Consider the following 16,022-nt stretch of genomic DNA (forward strand, 5'->3'; position numbering starts at 1 on the left):
GACGGTAAAACGACAGCCCATTAGCCCATCATTAACGTCATGAAAAATACATTTGATCCTTACGAATGGCATGAAAGTCTGAACTTTCGGTGGATAGCCCTCCCTGTATTAGCGCATGTATTTAGCTGGATGACCGGAATAAGTGGCATAATTCTCTTCCCCATTTTGGTAACGGTGGCCCAGTATCTGATTTTCAACATCCATCCCGCTGTTGACCGGCCAGGCGCCTGGTTTTTCACCCTGCCTATCACATTTTTCATTTGGGTAAAGTGGGGCCCCATTATGACTTATTCCAAACCCAACGGCATTCTGTATGGGGTAATAGCCTATTATGCCGGACAACTTATCAATGCGCTGTTTATCCCGCTGATTATCAAACAGGGACGGCCAGAGCTTTTGCTAAACTGGATAGAATGCAATGTGGTAACCCTACTGGTTTGGATAGTATTGTATTGGTTTACAACGGGTTTGATCAGCAACACATCCAACGTGGCCCAATTCATTATTTACCCCGGCATAGCCCTGGTTGCAAATAGCATCAGTAGCCTTTTTCTGCTGAAAGAATAACCGTTATCCCTTGCCTGACCATTACTTTGTCAGAAAGGCTACCACAGCTTTAGCAAATTCGGGCGTGCGCATAGCCCCACCGTGGTCGCCTGGCACAATGACCAGCCGGGAACCGGGAATCGCATCGACCAGGGTCTGGGGATCGCCGTTGTCCTTGTCCTGATCGCCGTTAACGACCAGCACCGGCACTTTGATCTTTCCTAGCTCCGCCCGGGTGGTTACGGGCTGAAACTCCTGCAAACGAGCCAGCACGACCGTATCTGCCCCCGATTTCTTGGCGTAATCGATGGCGGGCTGCAATTCGGGATGGCTACCGGGTTTGATTAATGCTTCATGAAAATTCTTACGACGATACCAGTTTGGGTCTGAGAAGTCGACGCTGATACCGCCCATCACGGCCCGATGCACCTGCTTGTCCATGGTAAGCAACTTAGCCGTTAGGATAGCCCCACGCGAGTAGCCCACGACATCATAGTTAGTAAGACCCAGGTGTTTCATCAGGGCCATCACGTCCTTTAACTCGGCATTGTCCCGGTAAGCTTCAGCCGTGTGGGGCTTATCCGACAAGCCATTACCCCGTAAGTCGAGCATGACGACTTTAAACCCAGCATCGGCCAGCGCTTGTCGAACGGATGCTCGCTTCCAGCTTTCGCTATTCGAAATAAAGCCATGTAACAAAACGACGGGCTTTCCTTCACCCAGCACATCATAATGAATCTTTGTTCCGTCAAACGACGTAAATAACGGCTCACGGGCTGTTTGTGCGCGAACAAAACCAGAAAGCAACAGGCTGGCAACGAAGAAAAATGACTTTAGGCGGAACATGGATCAGTTGTAACGTTTGTGACAGCGAAATAAGTCTAACCTTTCGCTATTCTACCGGGTTATAGTTTACCACAACTAAATACGCATCGACTATGACAACGCTAGAGAACAAGCAGTTACCCATGGATGCCGAAATAGTCGGTTCCAGAGTTGGCCGCATTGACCCTGACATCTTCAGGAATCAGAGCACAGACCCGGATGAGGAGGATGATAATTCCGTAGAGAGCGACGTTGATGAGGAACCCACGGACGAGGATGGCGATCCAACCGGCGAACACGATTACCACCAGGATGATAACTACGCGTTGGGCGGCCATGTAACCCGATCAGGTGGCCTTTAACAGCCATAAAAGCAAAAATAAAGTATCCATTACGCTAAACCCCAACCACATGAACCCTAAAAAAACGACAATGTATGATCCTGCCGACGATGAAAATCAGGGCATAATGACAAAAATGGTCCAGGGAGAAAACGCTGGCGGTGGCGTAGCCCAAACGGAGTACATGAACCCCGTCGTGAACCAGGGGCCTGAGCCAGAAAAGGAGGAAGTCAATGAGTCGGATTCTGAAGCCAACGGCATCAATGACGACATGCTTGCCGAGGAAGAGGTTGAAGCGGGCGACATAGACGAGAGCGATGACGAATAACCAGCTCGCTCAACTCATTATACGCATCGGCCTTGGCATCAATATGCTCATGCATGGTCTGGTTCGTCTGCCAAAACTCAGCGCATTTGTGACTAAAATGGAAGCAGGCTTCGCCAGCACGATTTTGCCAACTTTGCTAACAAGAGCGTTTTTATACACACTCCCCTTTGTTGAACTGGCTGTTGGCATCACGATTTTGCTGGGCGGCCAGTTCACAAAATGGGGCTATTTTGCGGGTGGGCTTGTTATCGCGGCACTTTTATTTGGCACTACGCTGAAAGAGGACTGGGCGGGCGCTGGCTTACAAATGACTTATGTAATAGCCTTTTATCTCGCGTTGCGTGGTCTGGACTCCTCGGGGCGAAGTCGGTTCAGGTAGCTTTTTGCGATAAGCTTACAACGGTTACTAATTCGGAAGAGTCAATAGAGCAAACAAACCGAGTTAATAATGAAATCAACGTTGTTCTTAGTTGCCGTTCTCGCGGTCAGTTCACTCACGTTCACGGCTTGCCAGGATGAGAACGTTCCTGTACAACCGGGCCTCCCCTATCAGTCTTCTTTTCAACGCAACACGGATGGCTGGGTAGCCGATATTACGGATTATGGCACGGATCAGGCCAACATTATGGGATTCAAATCGGCCTATAAAGGGCTACCAGCTCCGCTCGATACAACCCGTAAATCAATCATGATCGAAAGCATGAATCGCAGCGACGATGCGTTTATGTTTCTGAAACGAAAAGTGACGGGCTTGACGCCCAACACCGATTATTCGCTAGTTTTTGATATCGAATTGGCCTCAAGATATCCAGGAAATTCAATTGGTATTGGTGGTTCGCCGGGCGGCAGCGTTTTCCTCAAAGCAGGCGCATCGGCCATTGAACCGGTCAAGGTGTTGAAGGACGGTTTTTACACCATCAATATTGATAAAGGTTCTCAGAATAATGAGGGTAAAAACGCCATTTTATTAGGCGATATCAGCAGCGGAGCCGAGACAGAAGACTACAAGCTTATCAGCCGTTCCAACGTTAATAAGCCGTTTGTGGCCCGTAGTAGTGACAAGGGGGAACTTTGGCTCCTGGTTGGTACAGATTCGGGTTTCGAAGGATTAACGACGCTGTATTACAGCAAGATCAACGTAACGACCAAGCCAACGATGTAAAGTTGCGGGTAGAGGCTGATTGATTTGAATTAACTATTGCCGTTTTTTTCTTCTCGCCGGTATTTAACCTAGCGAGAAGAAAAAAACGGCAATAATTTTGCGCTTATTTTCCTTAAATCAATTAACCCGTGAATACAATGCTAACCACATTTTTTGGTCGACTGCTATTCACTATTTTTAACGACATCCGGGACCCGCAGGGATGACTTTCGAACCACTAAGTTGGTCTTCAAAACATTGCTGATGGAAGTACTGTGTTCGCGCGGATTCCGAATCAGGTTGATCAATAACTCCGCTGCCGAACGGCCCATTTCGAAGGCAGGCTGTGCCACAGAGCTGAGCGGTGGATTTAACAAAGCAGCCATCGGCAAATCAGAAAAACCAACCAGGGCAATATCATCGGGCATCGTTAAGCCTGCTTCCGTAATGGCCGCATGACAACCAATGGCAATGTTATCGCTGGAAGCAAAAATGCCGTCGGGTTGTTCTGCTTTTGCCAGCAAGCCACGGGTGGCTGCCAGCGCGCTGGTCATGTTATAGGCTGAGGCAACTACCCAATCATCCTGAATAGGGCGACCATAATCCAGTAAGGCAGCCCGGTAACCGTGTATCCTTCGGCGACTAATGAGCAAATGGCTAGGGCCCGATACATGGGCAATGCGTTCGCAACCTTGTTTGATCAGGTGTTCCGTTGCTTTATAAGCCCCCTCAAAGTCATCGACCGACACATTATGCGTGTCTATTTCCTCACAAATCCGGTCGAAAAAGACAATCGGAAATCCCCGCTCATGAATACTCTTGAAGTGGGCATAATCTTTCGTTGATGTAGACACCGAAACCAGCAGTCCATCTTTACGACGGTTATAGATGTGCTTGACATTCAGCACTTCCCGTTCATAATCTTCGTGGCTCTGGTAGATCACAACATGGTATCCCTGCGCGAACGCTACATCTTCAATACCCGCAATAACAATGGCAAAGAATGGATTGGCAATCTCGGGGACTATAACGCCGATATCATTGGTCTGGTTACTAAGCAGACTAAGCGCTACCGGATTCGGATTGTAATCGAGCCGCTGAGCCAGTTCCAGCACCCGTTTTTTTGTCTCAACGCCTATTTCTGAACTATCCCGCAACGCCCGTGAAATAGTGGATGTAGACAGATTCAATGAACGGGCTAAATCTTTAATAGTAATCGTTTTCATGCAAGACCCGATAACGAAAAAATTATAGTCTACACAGGGGAAGACACCCTACCGTTTTTCTTCTGGTAACTGGGCAAGTCTAAAATTATATTCTTTTCTTTAGAAACAATTAAAAAATAATAAGTTTACGCAATCGATTTCGGGAACGTTTGCGTGAAAATAGCCTGGTTTTTGCGCAACTTAGTTTGTATTGATCAGGGAAGCTGCTTAAACTTAGTAAGTAGCAAGGCTGTCCAGGCTACCTTTCCACTAGGCGTTTTCTTCTTTTTCTACAATTAGCGCTAAGGGGGGATGGTCTGGGAATCAGCTAGCTACCTTGCTCCAAACTGACCCTTTATATCCACTTAACATAGCCTTACGCATGCATCTATTCAGATACTCATTACTCGTTCGGGGAGGCCTGTTGTTGGCCTGCTCCGTACTGATCACCAGCGTACTGGCTCAAAAACCCGTCCAACCGACGCTCGGTTACCGATCCGTAAAGTCATTGACGCAGAACGGTTTGTCATTCAAAGACCTCAATAAGAATGGAAAGCTGGATAAATACGAAGACTGGCGGTTACCTGTTGAGACGCGGGTACAGGACCTGATCGCACAAATGACCATTGAGGAGAAAGTAGGATTCATGCTCATTAGCACGACCCGACTGGCCGGAGACAATTCATTTCAGCAGGGAGCACCCAAGTCGGAGATTACCAGCGGCTTCAATGAGGAAGACCTGGTGCAGAACATGAACATGTTCACCCGAAAGCCTTTGCCCTACCCGATGACAATGGCCGTGGGCACAACCAAAGGAGTGATGCAAAACCAGTTGCGTCATTTCATTCTGCGCGCCAATACATCGGCCAAAACCATGGCCGAATGGAGTAATAATTTACAGGCTCTTTGCGAAAGTTCACGCCTGGGCATACCAGCCATCGTTGCCTCCAATCCGCGTAATCACATTACTGTCGATGCGGCAATCGGGCTTAGCGTCGGCACAACGGTCTTCTCTAAATGGCCGGGTGAGTTGGGGCTATCGGCCATGCACGATCTGAAACTTACCCGCGAATTTGCCGATATTGCTCGCCAGGAATGGGCTGCTGTCGGCATCCGAAAGGGTTATCAATACATGGCAGACCTCGCCACAGAGCCGCGCTGGCAGCGAATTGAAGGCACCTTTGGCGAAAGTGCGGACTGGACAGCCGACATGACGCGTGAAGTGGTCCTGGGTTTTCAGGGACCTAAGCTGGGTCTTCATTCGGTGGGTCTGACCACAAAACATTTTCCCGGTGGTGGACCACAGGTAGAGGGGCAGGACCCGCACTTTGATTGGGGGAAAGATCAGCATTACCCCGGCCACATGTTCGACTATCACCTCAAGCCATTCCAGGCTGCCATCGATGCCGGTACGTCGGCCATTATGCCGTATTATGCCAAGCCCATTGGCACGAACTACGAGGAAGTAGCTTTTGCCTACAACAAAGCCATTATCAAGGACTTACTTCGGGATAAAATGGGCTTTCAGGGTATTATCAACTCCGATACGGGCCCTATCGAGATGATGCCCTGGGGCGTTGAAAAACTAAGTATTCCGGAGCGATATCAGAAAGCCATCGACTGTGGCGTCGATTTATTCTCGGGTTCCGGCGACCCATCCATTTTACTGGAAACGGTAAAAAAAGGATTGGTATCCGAAAAACGCATCAATGAGTCGATTGCCCGATTGCTGCGGGAAAAGTTCGTACTGGGCTTATTCGAGAATCCTTATGTCGATGCGGATATCGCCCAGAAAACGGTAGGCAATGCCGAATTTCAGAAGCGGGGCGACCTGGCCATGCGTAAATCCATTGTGCTACTCCGGAACAGCGCCAAACTCCTGCCCCTGGCTCCCCAAACAAAGGTGTACATGGAGTCCTACTATGACAATGGCCGTTCCCAAACACCCATAACAGTTATTAAACCAACGGCAAATACAGGCAGCCTAGCCTTTGTCGGTACCAAAGAAGAAGCCGATGTGGTGGTGCTGTGGCTCACGCCCAATAGCGGCAGTTTATTCAGTTCAACCGGCGCACCGATTGAACTACAGTTGTCGAAAAATAAAATTGACGTAGCACATGTCAATGCGATAACCAGCGCCAAGCCAACCGTTTTACTCATTAATTACACGAGTCCCTGGATCATTGATGAAGTTGACAAGGCAACCGTAAAAACCATTTTGGCTACCTTTGGCACCACTACCGATGCGGTGCTGGATGTGCTGAGCGGGGCGTTTAAACCAACGGGCAAAATGCCGTTCACAACACCCGTTTCGCGCCAGGCGGTGCTCGATAACCAGTCAGATGTACCGGGCTACATGAAGCCGAAAGGCTATGCCTTGTTTACCTTTGGCGATGGACTGACTTACGAAAAATAATCGTTAAAAATGGCATTAGAACAAACATGGCGGTGGTTCGGCCCAAACGACCCCGTCTCCCTGGCGGATGTGCGGCAGGCAGGGGCAACGGGCATTGTATCAGCCCTCCACCAAATCCCCAACGGGCAGGTCTGGACCCGAGAGGCAATCAATGAACGGAAAGACATCATCGAAAAAGCGGGCCTCAGGTGGTCGGTGGTAGAGAGCGTTCCCGTTCACGAAGACATCAAAAAACGGTCGGGCAACTATCGGCAATACATCGATAACTACAAAGAGTGTCTGGTGAATCTGGCGGCTTGTGGCATCGACACGGTATGCTATAATTTCATGCCCGTTCTTGACTGGACCCGCACGGATCTGGATTATCGCCTGCCCGATGGCTCAACGGCACTTCGATTCGACACAACCGAATTTTGCGCTTTCGAGGTGTATATCCTAAAGCGGCCCGACGCCGGGAAAAGCTATTCAGAACAGCAGCTAACCCGAGCCCGGCAATGGCTCGATGCCGCTCAGGATGCCGATGTGCATCGCCTGACGCGCAACATTATTGCGGGCCTGCCCGGTAGTGAAGAGAGCTTTACGCTCGACGCGTTTGCGGATGTTCTGCAAAGTTATAAAACCGTAGATGAGGCTGCGCTTCGGCAAAACCTGTACACGTTTCTGGCTGAATTAACGCCCATTGCTGAAGATGCGGGCATCAGGCTGGCCATTCACCCCGACGACCCACCGTTTCCTATTCTGGGGCTACCCCGCGTGGTTAGTACGGAGGCCGATGCCCGACAAGTGATGGCGGCTCATGATAGCCCATACAATGGCTTGTGTTTCTGCACGGGCAGCTATGGCGTGCGGGCCGACAATGACCTGGTGGGAATGGCCGAACGACTGGGCGACCGCATCAATTTTGTTCACCTGCGCGCCACCCAGCGGGACGCCGACGGCAATTTCCATGAGGCCGACCACCTGGCGGGTGATGTGGATATGTATGGTGTTATGAAAGCCCTACTAACGGAACAGAACCGGCGGAAGCAGGCCGGACGGGAAGACTATCGACTCCCCTTTCGGCCCGATCATGGCCATCGGATGCTGGACGACCTGGAGCCAACCAGGAAAACGAACCCTGGCTACACAGCCATCGGGCGACTGCGCGGGCTAGCCGAGTTACGGGGCCTGGAAATGGGCATTGAACGGAGCCTGTTTTAATCATTGCGTAATCAAAATTTCACCCCTGCCTGGCTTCGTCAAGAAACTGAATAGGGGTGAAATTTTGATTACACGATTGGCAATTTCATGCCTTCGTGAGAATCAATAAAGCCAAGCGAAGTGTAGAACCGTTTTGCATCAGGTCTTCGCTTATCCGTTGTCAATTGAAGCATATGAGCCCCTTTTTGTTTCGCTCGTTGACTAGCATAGTTAAAAATCTCTGTACCAATTCCCTGGCCGCGGTGCGTAGACTTTACGCGTACTGCTTCAATTTGAGCCCGTACTCCGCCCCGGTACGTTAGGTATTGAATGAATGTTAGCTGGAACGTAGCCACAACGGCACCATCAGCCTCCACAACGGTTAATTCCTGTTGCTTGTCATGCGCAATGACCCGAAAGGCTTCGAGGTAGGCCGCTAGTAAGGGTTCCTGAACCATTTCTCTGGAAGTTCCTAATTCGTCATCGGCAAGCATTCTGACGATCTCGGATAAATCTGCTTCGGTAGCCAGTCTGTACGTCAACTTCATTGTTCTTTTTTTACAAATAAAACTCGATTCCCGTATACCCGTGTAGCGCTTCGTTTTGACGTAAGCCGTATATCACTTCCCTAGGGCTTGTTATAAAAAAGAATCGATGACTTTATAATTACCCGGCTGGCCGCTGGGAATCGTCCTGGATTCATGGGCAGCCATAAGCAGATAGACTATAGAAAGGAGATGACTGAAATAGCGGAAAGTTTCCGATATTTGTCCAACCTGCCCGGAACGTACCCACCCGGCAGATTGTTAAAAATGTATTGCAGTGGTGCAAAAACCACGCAATTAACCGAGACTATGAGCAAGGACGCGGATATTTTAGAAAGCATAACCAACGCCGAATATAAATACGGGTTTGAGACAATAATCGAAGCCGACGAGGCCCCTATGGGTCTTGATGAGAGCACGATTCGTTTCATCTCTGCCAAAAAGAATGAACCTGACTGGCTGCTCGAAAATCGCCTGAAAGCCTTCCGGATGTGGCAGGAAATGACCGAGCCTAAATGGCCCAATGTTAGCTATCCTAAAATAGACTATCAGGCCATTAAGTACTATTCGGCTCCCAAGCAGAAGAAAACAGTTAACTCACTCGACGAAATCGATCCTGAGCTGATTGATACGTTTAACCGGCTGGGTATCTCGCTGAACGAGCAGAAACGGCTGGCGGGCGTTGTTGATGTACCTGGCCTGGATGTGGCACCGGGCGAACGACCACGGGTGGCCGTCGATGCCGTTATGGACTCGGTTTCGGTCGCTACGACCTTCAAGAAAGATCTTGCCGAACGCGGTATTATTTTCTGTTCCATTTCGGAGGCCGTTCATGAGCATCCCGAACTGGTGAAAAAATACATGGGATCTGTCGTGCCTGCCAAGGACAATTACTTTGCCGCCCTGAACGCAGCGGTGTTTACCGACGGTTCGTTCTGTTACATTCCTAAAGGCGTTCGCTGCCCGATGGAATTGTCCACCTATTTCCGAATCAACGCGGCCGGAACCGGTCAGTTCGAGCGGACGCTGATCATTGCCGACGAAGGGTCGTATGTCAGTTACCTCGAAGGGTGTACAGCCCCGATGCGGGATGAAAACCAGCTTCACGCAGCCGTCGTCGAACTGATTGCGATGGGTAATGCTGAAATCAAGTATTCGACCGTTCAGAACTGGTATCCCGGTGACAAAGACGGTAAAGGAGGCATTTATAACTTCGTGACCAAACGCGGTATATGCGATGGTCCGAACGCTAAAATTTCCTGGACACAGGTTGAAACCGGTTCAGCCATTACCTGGAAATACCCTTCGGTCATTCTGAAAGGCGACAACTCAATTGGCGAGTTTTACTCGGTTGCTGTAACGAATAACATGCAACAGGCTGATACGGGTACTAAAATGATTCATATTGGCAAAAACACCAAGAGCCGGATCGTGTCGAAAGGCATTTCGGCGGGTAAGAGCCAGAATTCATACCGGGGTTTGGTACAGGTGATGAAGCGTGCTGAAAACGCCCGTAACTACTCACAGTGTGACTCATTACTGTTAGGCGATCAATGTGGTGCTCACACGTTCCCGTATCTGGAAGTAAACAACCCATCGGCTACGGTGGAACACGAAGCCACGACCTCGAAAATTGGTGAAGACCAGTTGTTCTACTGCAACCAGCGCGGTATTCCGACGGAACAGGCAGTAGCCCTCATCATCAATGGATACGCGAAAGAAGTATTGAACCAATTACCCATGGAGTTTGCCGTTGAAGCACAAAAGCTGCTGGCCATCAGTCTGGAAGGTAGTGTTGGTTAATATATGGATTCCTCATAAAAAAGGCCGCTTCGAGAACGAAGCGGCCTTTTTTATATCTACTAGATGCCCTATTTTTTTTCGTGATACACGAGTACGGGTATATCCGACTTTTCAATAAGCGCCGTCGTATGGTTCGGATGGAACAGATTGTCCAGGAAGCCTGCTTTGGGCGACAACTCCATGACAATCAGATCAGCATGGATATTGTCGAGTTTATCTTCCGTTACAATGACCAATTGTGCATCGAAGGCATTCACCAGCGACTCTGTCTGGAACGTTACCTGGGCCTGTGTCGTCTGGGCCTGCATGGCATAAGCGATTGTATGCACCTGCGCCGGCCGGATAGATTGCCCGTCGGCCGTAGTTGGAACAATCAACACGGGGCATCTCGCTTCGTCAGCTACTTCGGTAACGGCGCTCCCAGCCAACCGATCGAAGAAGGTGCTCAGATCGCTGCGCCCCATAACGATCAGGTCGGCAGCGCGTTCCTTAGCCACCTCCAGAATACCATCATCAACGGCACCGATACGCCATTCGACTTCGACCGAAAAGCCCTCAGCCTGTAGTTTTGACCCAAGCTCGTTGATCTGCTGACGACTGATCTCCTCAACCTCCTGAGAAGCCATAATACCCAGGCCAGGATCGCCGACGGTGGGGAGGGTCGAATCAGGAATCATGGGTTGGTAAACATGCAGCAGCGTAATGGTTGCGCCCGTTTTACGCGCCAATAGCCGCACCCAGTCCAGCGCGGCTGTTGTATAATTCGAAAAATCTGTGGGAAAAAGCAAGTTTGTCATTTGTGCGTGAATCAGGGTTTGTTAAGGAGAACAAACAAAACGGCCAACGTTCCCAACATTTTTTCTTGATTGTATCAACCTAGCGTCTTCCTGATGTAGTTGGTGGTGTAATAATAGTACCCGAGTCGACATTGGTATTCATCTTTTCGACGGCCAACAGTTGCTTCATCGTTTTGTCCATTCCTTCGGTTGACCCATCCAGAAAAATGACGTTACCCCGCCCATTTTCGGCGAAGTGTTTAATGGCTTCCGTCCAGATCGAGAACAGAATCAGCGAGGCATCCAACTTTGCTTCGGTCATCACTTTGGCCGATTCGGCCATGCCCTTGGCGACCTCCTCCCGGAACAAAGCAACGCCCTGGCCGCGTAGCTGAGAGGCTGTTTTTTCGGCTTCGGCCGAAATCTGAATGGCATTCCCCTCGGCTTCAGCAGCTTTCGTCTTCGTGATCAAGAGCGCCTGTCCTTCGTTTTCGGCCGCAGCTTTCAGGTTGGACGACGCTACCACCTGTGCCATCGACCGCATAATGACTTCATCGAAAGCGATATCGTTTAGTTGCAGGTCCGTCAGGTGGTAACCCCAGCTTTCGAGCAGGGTATCGAGCTGTGATTTTACGTGTTCAATAATTTCGGAGCGAAGCGCCAGAATTTCCGATTGCCGTTTGGTGGCCACAAAACTCCGGATGGAGCCTTCGATGGTGCGGATCAGCGCCTGCATGAACGAAGACTCGTCAATGAATTTGAACGCCACGTTCTTAACGGTTTCTTCTTCCTGGTTCAGAACAGAATACACGAGCATGGCCTTGAAGTTTACATTCGCCTGATCGGCCGTAATGGCCTGGAAGGCCAGTTCTACGGAGCGGTTCTGGATAGAGATCCGCCGGTAAATAACCTCGATAAAGGGAATCTTGAAATTCAGCCCTGGCCGAAGCACACGGGCATACTTACCAAAAACTGTAATTACGGCCACCGTACCCTGCTGCACAATGACTACGGAGAGATAGACAACGACAAGCGCCAGCCCGAAAAGTAGCAAGAGAAAATTCATGAGGTGAAATGGTTAAACATAAAAAACGGATTCCGCGTAAAGTACGGAATCCGTTGATAGGATAATAAAAGTTTTGCCGGACCGGTCTACTATTACGGTCAAATAAGCCAATTATTTGGCAGACTAATGCCCCGTAACCAGCTCGTAGCTTTCTACCTCTTCGTGCTCCACCACTCCTTTTTCTCTCTGCCGGAAATAGACGACTACCGCCAGCAGAAACCCGGCAAAGGCCAGACCAGCACCAACCCATTCGGGCGAAGCATAGCCCAGACCAGCCGCAATGGGCAGACCACCCAGGTAAGCACCTAGTGCATTTCCCATATTGAACCCCGCCTGACTAACCGACGAAGCCAGCATTTCGGAGCCGTTTGCCGCGCGAATCATCAGGATTTGAATAGGCGCTCCTAACGAGAACGCAATGGCCCCCGTTATGAACGTCATGATTAACAGAGGAATCTGATAAGACGACACCAGATAAACACCGATCAGCGATAAGGTCATTAACAGTAAAAACAAAGCCGTGGCTTTACTGGGTGAAATCAAGTCGGCGATACGTCCGGAGATCAGATTGCCCGTGGCCATGCCCAGGCCCGCCAGCACCAGAATCCAGGTGATCTGACTGCTGCTAAAATGGGCTACCTCCGTCAGTAAGGGAGCAATGTAGCTAAACCAGGCAAACAGACCACCGGTACCGATGGCGGTGATACCGAGAATGAGCCATGGCTCCACTTTGGTAAATAGCTTCAAATCTTTACGCAAATTTGACTCGCCTACTACGGGCATAACCGGCAGTAGTTTATAAATGCTGAACATGGTCGCCAGTCCTACAGCGGCTATAATAATAAAGGTGATCCGCCAGCTCATGGTGTGGCCAATATACGTTCCGAGCGGCACACCAATGATGTTGGCAACGGTAAGGCCCGCAAACATCATCGAAATGGCCTGAGCTTCTTTACCCTTGCCCGCCAGCCGACTGGCGACGACAGCCCCCACGCCAAAAAACGCGCCATGTGGCAACCCGGAGAGTAGTCGGGTAACCATCATGATTTCATAATTGGGTGCAAATGAAGAGAGTGCGTTGCAAAAGGTGAAAAGAGCCATCAGGCCCAGCAGAATTTTCTTGGGTGGATAATTCCCGGCAATACCAACCAGCAACGGAGCGCCCAGCACAACGCCAAGTGCGTAGGCCGAGATAAGATGACCCGCTACGGGAATTGAAATGTGTAATGAACTTGACACGTCGGGCAGAATACCCATGATGACGAATTCCGTCATGCCAATGCCGAAGCCACCTATGGCGAGGGGTAACAGACTTTTTTTCATTTGCAGCGTACTAGTTTCTGACAGCTTGGGTAAGCTTTCAACACAGAAAGCTCACTATAGACCGCTTTGATAAGCAGTCTATTTGATCAGACAAATAGAAAAAGTGCAAAATTGTTCCCCACTCTACAAATGTTCTAATTTAATAGCCAGCCTGTACAATTTGTTTATCTGTACCGTCTATTAAATGAATAAAGAGTTACCCTAAAGTCTTAAAAAACACTATACCTCCGCATTTTAGGCGTTACCCCTCAGAGAGAAGTATTGGGAAGGTTAGACAATAAAAAGTTCGAAAGCGGTTTAAACCACTTTCGGACTGATCCCCTTTACCTTAAAATTATTCAATTAATCAAACAATCAACGTACCCGTTTGCCAGGTAGGTTCTGTCCATTCTGGTGCAGAATGAGCTGCTCTACTTCACCTTTGTCGTTGCTGACAAACGTTACTTGGGCGTCAACTACTTTGAGGAAAAACTTGGTTTTGGATTCAGCAAATAACTCAAATACGGGTTGGCCAGTTGCCTGCCCAAACAGTTTATCACCTTTCCGGGTAATTTCGATCGAAAAAGATGGTGCCAGTTGGTAGTTCCCTACATACGATGCCAGCGTGGCTTCATCGACGGCGACTGTTACCTCTTTAGGCGCTTCAACAGCTTCACCTAATTGGTTCAACTTATCGAAACCGTTCGTGTTACGCGGATTGAGCGCCACCGATTTTTTGTAATCCTGAATAGCCGCCGATTTGTTTCCGGCCGTCATATAAGCCTCTCCCCGACTATCATACACATTGTAAGAGTTTGGGAAAGCCTCAACGTTGAACGTAAATACGCTTATTGATTCCGGCAGTTTGCCGTCGCGCATGAGTTCGTACCCCAGGTTGTTCAGGTCGTTTTCATTGATGCCATACGCTTTGTCGGTCTTCCAGGTCGTAAATTTTTCCCGTGTTTTGGCCAACGGTTCGGACAAAATCGACTGCCGCAACAAATCAGTAATTGGCTTTTTGGGGGACACAACGGGCTGGTCATACAGAATACGCAGTATATTCTGACGCATATCGTTGAGCGGTGCCCCACCGGTGTTGTTTAAGAGGACAACCAACTGTTTGTTTTTTGGCAGACGGCTAATAATGGTATTAAAGCCATTGATACCTCCCCCATGTTCAATCAATAGTAAGCTATCGTTTAGCTGCCCGACCTTAGTTTTACCGACTATCCACCCATAGGCGTAGCCAAACCCGGCCTCATAGCTTCCCCGAAATGGCGTAAACATGGCTGTTTTTCCGCTCGCAGATAACAGCTTATCCGTATATAAAGCCTGATCCCAGCGGTATAAATCCTCGACCGTTGAATACATAGAGCCCGCTGCGTACGGAATCGACATATCCAGATAAGGGGCATTTACGTACTTGCCTGCCTGCTTTTCATAACCGGCTGCCCGTTTGGGTAAAATGGGACTAAACAAGTCGTAGCCCGTATCGGCCAATTGAGCAGGTTTAAGGATGTTTTCGGCCAGCACCGTGGCGTAGGGTTTTCCGGTTACCTTTTCGATGATAACGCCCAACAGGAAGTAGCCGGAGTTGCTGTAATTGAACTTTGTCCCAGGTTCAAAATCCAGCGGCTGGCTGGAAAATTCTTTGGTAAAGGCCTGAGGTGTATACGGGTTACGGGCCAGTGTTTCGAAAAACTTTGGCACATTCGTGTAGTTCGGAATGCCCGACGTATGGGTAAGCAGGTGGTGAATGGTGATTTTATCGCCGGTCGCTTTAGGGTAATCCGGCAGGTAATCGGTTATTTTACCATCCAGTTTAAGCTTGTTTTGCTCAACCAACTGCATAATGAGCATGGCCGTAAACTGCTTGGTAATGGAACCGAGTCTGAACTTTGTATCGGGCGCGTTCGGAATATTCCACTCCATATTAGCCATACCGTAGCCTTTCTTGAAGATCACCTGCCCTTTATCGGCCACGAGTACGGATCCATTGAACTGTCGATTGGTTACATACTGGTTAATAAGCGCATCGATCTTAGCGGCTTTAGTTTGGGCAAACGTCGTGAACGTTGTCACAAGCAGGACTATGACCGATAAGCACACACGGTGAAGTATAAATTTATTTTTCATGGGAGACGATGGAAAGGTGATTACTCACCAAGATGACCATTTTCTGGTTTGGGGCCTCATGGAAAATGATTTGTCGGTTTATAGTCTGGATAAATGGCAATAAAAAACCCGCCTTGATCAGTTGAGCCAAGGCGGGTTTTTTATTGCCATTTATCCAGGCGCTGCTATCAACTTGCCTGTTTAGTATATTCCAGCTCTCAAGTGGTACAGAAACCTGCCGAGCAGAAGGCTGGCCATGTTGGTAGACGGCATCGAAACGTTTTTCAATTTGCTTCAATGTTAATACTGTTTCCAATAGCCTGCCCGACTTCATCAAGAGTTAGGTTGTCGGGTAATCGCTCCTTATCAGCATAAGCCGGATAAAAATACGCTTGTTCCTCAACACATCGCTTAGTCTAATCGAGTTTTATCAT

General features: G+C 49.2%; 16 protein-coding genes. 8 read left to right on the forward strand and 8 right to left on the reverse strand.

The features are described from left to right. Positions 1-39 precede the first annotated feature (39 nt). The gene (locus ACYVAM_RS09660; RefSeq protein WP_461066313.1) at positions 40-567 is read left to right on the forward strand and encodes a hypothetical protein; all 528 of its coding nucleotides are present in this window, start codon (positions 40-42) and stop codon (positions 565-567) included. Positions 568-588: 21 nt separating this feature from the next. Here ACYVAM_RS09660 and ACYVAM_RS09665 read toward each other — a convergent pair whose 3' ends face one another. Continuing rightward, positions 589-1,392: an alpha/beta fold hydrolase gene (locus ACYVAM_RS09665; protein WP_461066315.1), complete on the reverse strand. Its 804-nt coding sequence runs from the start codon at positions 1,390-1,392 to the stop codon at positions 589-591. Positions 1,393-1,484: 92 nt separating this feature from the next. On the opposite strand from ACYVAM_RS09665, the gene ACYVAM_RS09670 reads away from it, so the two are divergent. From ACYVAM_RS09670 to ACYVAM_RS09685, 4 genes are all read left to right on the forward strand, one after another. Next, a complete protein-coding gene (locus tag ACYVAM_RS09670; RefSeq protein ID WP_461066317.1) occupies positions 1,485-1,733 on the forward strand; it encodes a hypothetical protein in 249 nt (82 codons plus the stop codon). A gap of 49 nt (positions 1,734-1,782) precedes the next feature. Further along, complete coding sequence (locus tag ACYVAM_RS09675; protein ID WP_461066319.1) at positions 1,783-2,040, forward strand: hypothetical protein; 258 nt, start codon at positions 1,783-1,785, stop codon at positions 2,038-2,040. Continuing rightward, the gene (locus tag ACYVAM_RS09680) at positions 2,030-2,419 is read left to right on the forward strand and encodes a DoxX family protein (RefSeq protein WP_461066321.1); all 390 of its coding nucleotides are present in this window, start codon (positions 2,030-2,032) and stop codon (positions 2,417-2,419) included. The genes ACYVAM_RS09675 and ACYVAM_RS09680 overlap by 11 nt, the downstream gene beginning before the upstream one ends. Before the next feature lie 69 nt (positions 2,420-2,488). Beyond that, entirely contained in the window at positions 2,489-3,202 is a 714-nt protein-coding gene (locus ACYVAM_RS09685; protein ID WP_461066323.1) for a hypothetical protein, read from the forward strand. Between the two features lie 164 nt (positions 3,203-3,366). Here ACYVAM_RS09685 and ACYVAM_RS09690 read toward each other — a convergent pair whose 3' ends face one another. Further along, positions 3,367-4,407: a LacI family DNA-binding transcriptional regulator gene (locus ACYVAM_RS09690; RefSeq protein WP_461066325.1), complete on the reverse strand. Its 1,041-nt coding sequence runs from the start codon at positions 4,405-4,407 to the stop codon at positions 3,367-3,369. Positions 4,408-4,768: 361 nt separating this feature from the next. Here ACYVAM_RS09690 and ACYVAM_RS09695 point away from each other — a divergent pair, with 361 nt between their 5' ends. Then, positions 4,769-6,802: a glycoside hydrolase family 3 protein gene (locus tag ACYVAM_RS09695; RefSeq protein ID WP_461066327.1), complete on the forward strand. Its 2,034-nt coding sequence runs from the start codon at positions 4,769-4,771 to the stop codon at positions 6,800-6,802. 9 nt (positions 6,803-6,811) lie between these two features. Beyond that, a complete protein-coding gene (gene uxuA, locus ACYVAM_RS09700) occupies positions 6,812-8,002 on the forward strand; it encodes a mannonate dehydratase (protein WP_461066329.1) in 1,191 nt (396 codons plus the stop codon). 68 nt (positions 8,003-8,070) lie between these two features. Here the strand turns inward: uxuA and ACYVAM_RS09705 are convergent, their stop codons facing one another. Then, complete coding sequence (locus ACYVAM_RS09705; RefSeq protein WP_461066331.1) at positions 8,071-8,529, reverse strand: GNAT family N-acetyltransferase; 459 nt, start codon at positions 8,527-8,529, stop codon at positions 8,071-8,073. A 306-nt stretch (positions 8,530-8,835) separates the two neighbouring features. On the opposite strand from ACYVAM_RS09705, the gene sufB reads away from it, so the two are divergent. Next, entirely contained in the window at positions 8,836-10,329 is a 1,494-nt protein-coding gene (sufB, locus tag ACYVAM_RS09710) for a Fe-S cluster assembly protein SufB (RefSeq protein WP_461066333.1), read from the forward strand. A gap of 68 nt (positions 10,330-10,397) precedes the next feature. Here sufB and ACYVAM_RS09715 read toward each other — a convergent pair whose 3' ends face one another. From ACYVAM_RS09715 to ACYVAM_RS09735, 5 genes are all read right to left on the reverse strand, one after another. Continuing rightward, positions 10,398-11,126, reverse strand: coding sequence for a universal stress protein (locus ACYVAM_RS09715; protein WP_461066335.1), 729 nt, complete (start codon positions 11,124-11,126; stop codon positions 10,398-10,400). Positions 11,127-11,205: 79 nt separating this feature from the next. After that, positions 11,206-12,171 (reverse strand): SPFH domain-containing protein, encoded by a 966-nt coding sequence (locus tag ACYVAM_RS09720; protein WP_461066337.1) that lies wholly within the window; start codon positions 12,169-12,171, stop codon positions 11,206-11,208. A 123-nt stretch (positions 12,172-12,294) separates the two neighbouring features. Continuing rightward, on the reverse strand, positions 12,295-13,494 hold the full coding sequence (locus tag ACYVAM_RS09725; RefSeq protein ID WP_461066339.1) for an MFS transporter: 1,200 nt from the start codon (positions 13,492-13,494) through the stop codon (positions 12,295-12,297). 354 nt (positions 13,495-13,848) lie between these two features. Further along, the gene (locus ACYVAM_RS09730; protein WP_461066341.1) at positions 13,849-15,609 is read right to left on the reverse strand and encodes a serine hydrolase; all 1,761 of its coding nucleotides are present in this window, start codon (positions 15,607-15,609) and stop codon (positions 13,849-13,851) included. Then, positions 15,599-15,925, reverse strand: coding sequence for a hypothetical protein (locus tag ACYVAM_RS09735; RefSeq protein WP_461066343.1), 327 nt, complete (start codon positions 15,923-15,925; stop codon positions 15,599-15,601). The genes ACYVAM_RS09730 and ACYVAM_RS09735 overlap by 11 nt, the downstream gene beginning before the upstream one ends. Positions 15,926-16,022 lie beyond the last annotated feature (97 nt).

This window comes from Spirosoma horti (assembly GCF_054776595.1).

What these genes read in the sequence shown, in the direction of transcription:
- ACYVAM_RS09660 (WP_461066313.1), top strand. Translation starts at nt 40, where the DNA reads ATGAAAAATACATTTGATCCTTACGAATGGCATGAAAGTCTGAACTTT.
- ACYVAM_RS09665 (WP_461066315.1), bottom strand. Translation starts at nt 1,392, where the DNA reads ATGTTCCGCCTAAAGTCATTTTTCTTCGTTGCCAGCCTGTTGCTTTCT.
- ACYVAM_RS09670 (WP_461066317.1), top strand. Translation starts at nt 1,485, where the DNA reads ATGACAACGCTAGAGAACAAGCAGTTACCCATGGATGCCGAAATAGTC.
- ACYVAM_RS09675 (WP_461066319.1), top strand. Translation starts at nt 1,783, where the DNA reads ATGAACCCTAAAAAAACGACAATGTATGATCCTGCCGACGATGAAAAT.
- ACYVAM_RS09680 (WP_461066321.1), top strand. Translation starts at nt 2,030, where the DNA reads ATGACGAATAACCAGCTCGCTCAACTCATTATACGCATCGGCCTTGGC.
- ACYVAM_RS09685 (WP_461066323.1), top strand. Translation starts at nt 2,489, where the DNA reads ATGAAATCAACGTTGTTCTTAGTTGCCGTTCTCGCGGTCAGTTCACTC.
- ACYVAM_RS09690 (WP_461066325.1), bottom strand. Translation starts at nt 4,407, where the DNA reads ATGAAAACGATTACTATTAAAGATTTAGCCCGTTCATTGAATCTGTCT.
- ACYVAM_RS09695 (WP_461066327.1), top strand. Translation starts at nt 4,769, where the DNA reads ATGCATCTATTCAGATACTCATTACTCGTTCGGGGAGGCCTGTTGTTG.
- uxuA (WP_461066329.1), top strand. Translation starts at nt 6,812, where the DNA reads ATGGCATTAGAACAAACATGGCGGTGGTTCGGCCCAAACGACCCCGTC.
- ACYVAM_RS09705 (WP_461066331.1), bottom strand. Translation starts at nt 8,529, where the DNA reads ATGAAGTTGACGTACAGACTGGCTACCGAAGCAGATTTATCCGAGATC.
- sufB (WP_461066333.1), top strand. Translation starts at nt 8,836, where the DNA reads ATGAGCAAGGACGCGGATATTTTAGAAAGCATAACCAACGCCGAATAT.
- ACYVAM_RS09715 (WP_461066335.1), bottom strand. Translation starts at nt 11,126, where the DNA reads ATGACAAACTTGCTTTTTCCCACAGATTTTTCGAATTATACAACAGCC.
- ACYVAM_RS09720 (WP_461066337.1), bottom strand. Translation starts at nt 12,171, where the DNA reads ATGAATTTTCTCTTGCTACTTTTCGGGCTGGCGCTTGTCGTTGTCTAT.
- ACYVAM_RS09725 (WP_461066339.1), bottom strand. Translation starts at nt 13,494, where the DNA reads ATGAAAAAAAGTCTGTTACCCCTCGCCATAGGTGGCTTCGGCATTGGC.
- ACYVAM_RS09730 (WP_461066341.1), bottom strand. Translation starts at nt 15,609, where the DNA reads ATGAAAAATAAATTTATACTTCACCGTGTGTGCTTATCGGTCATAGTC.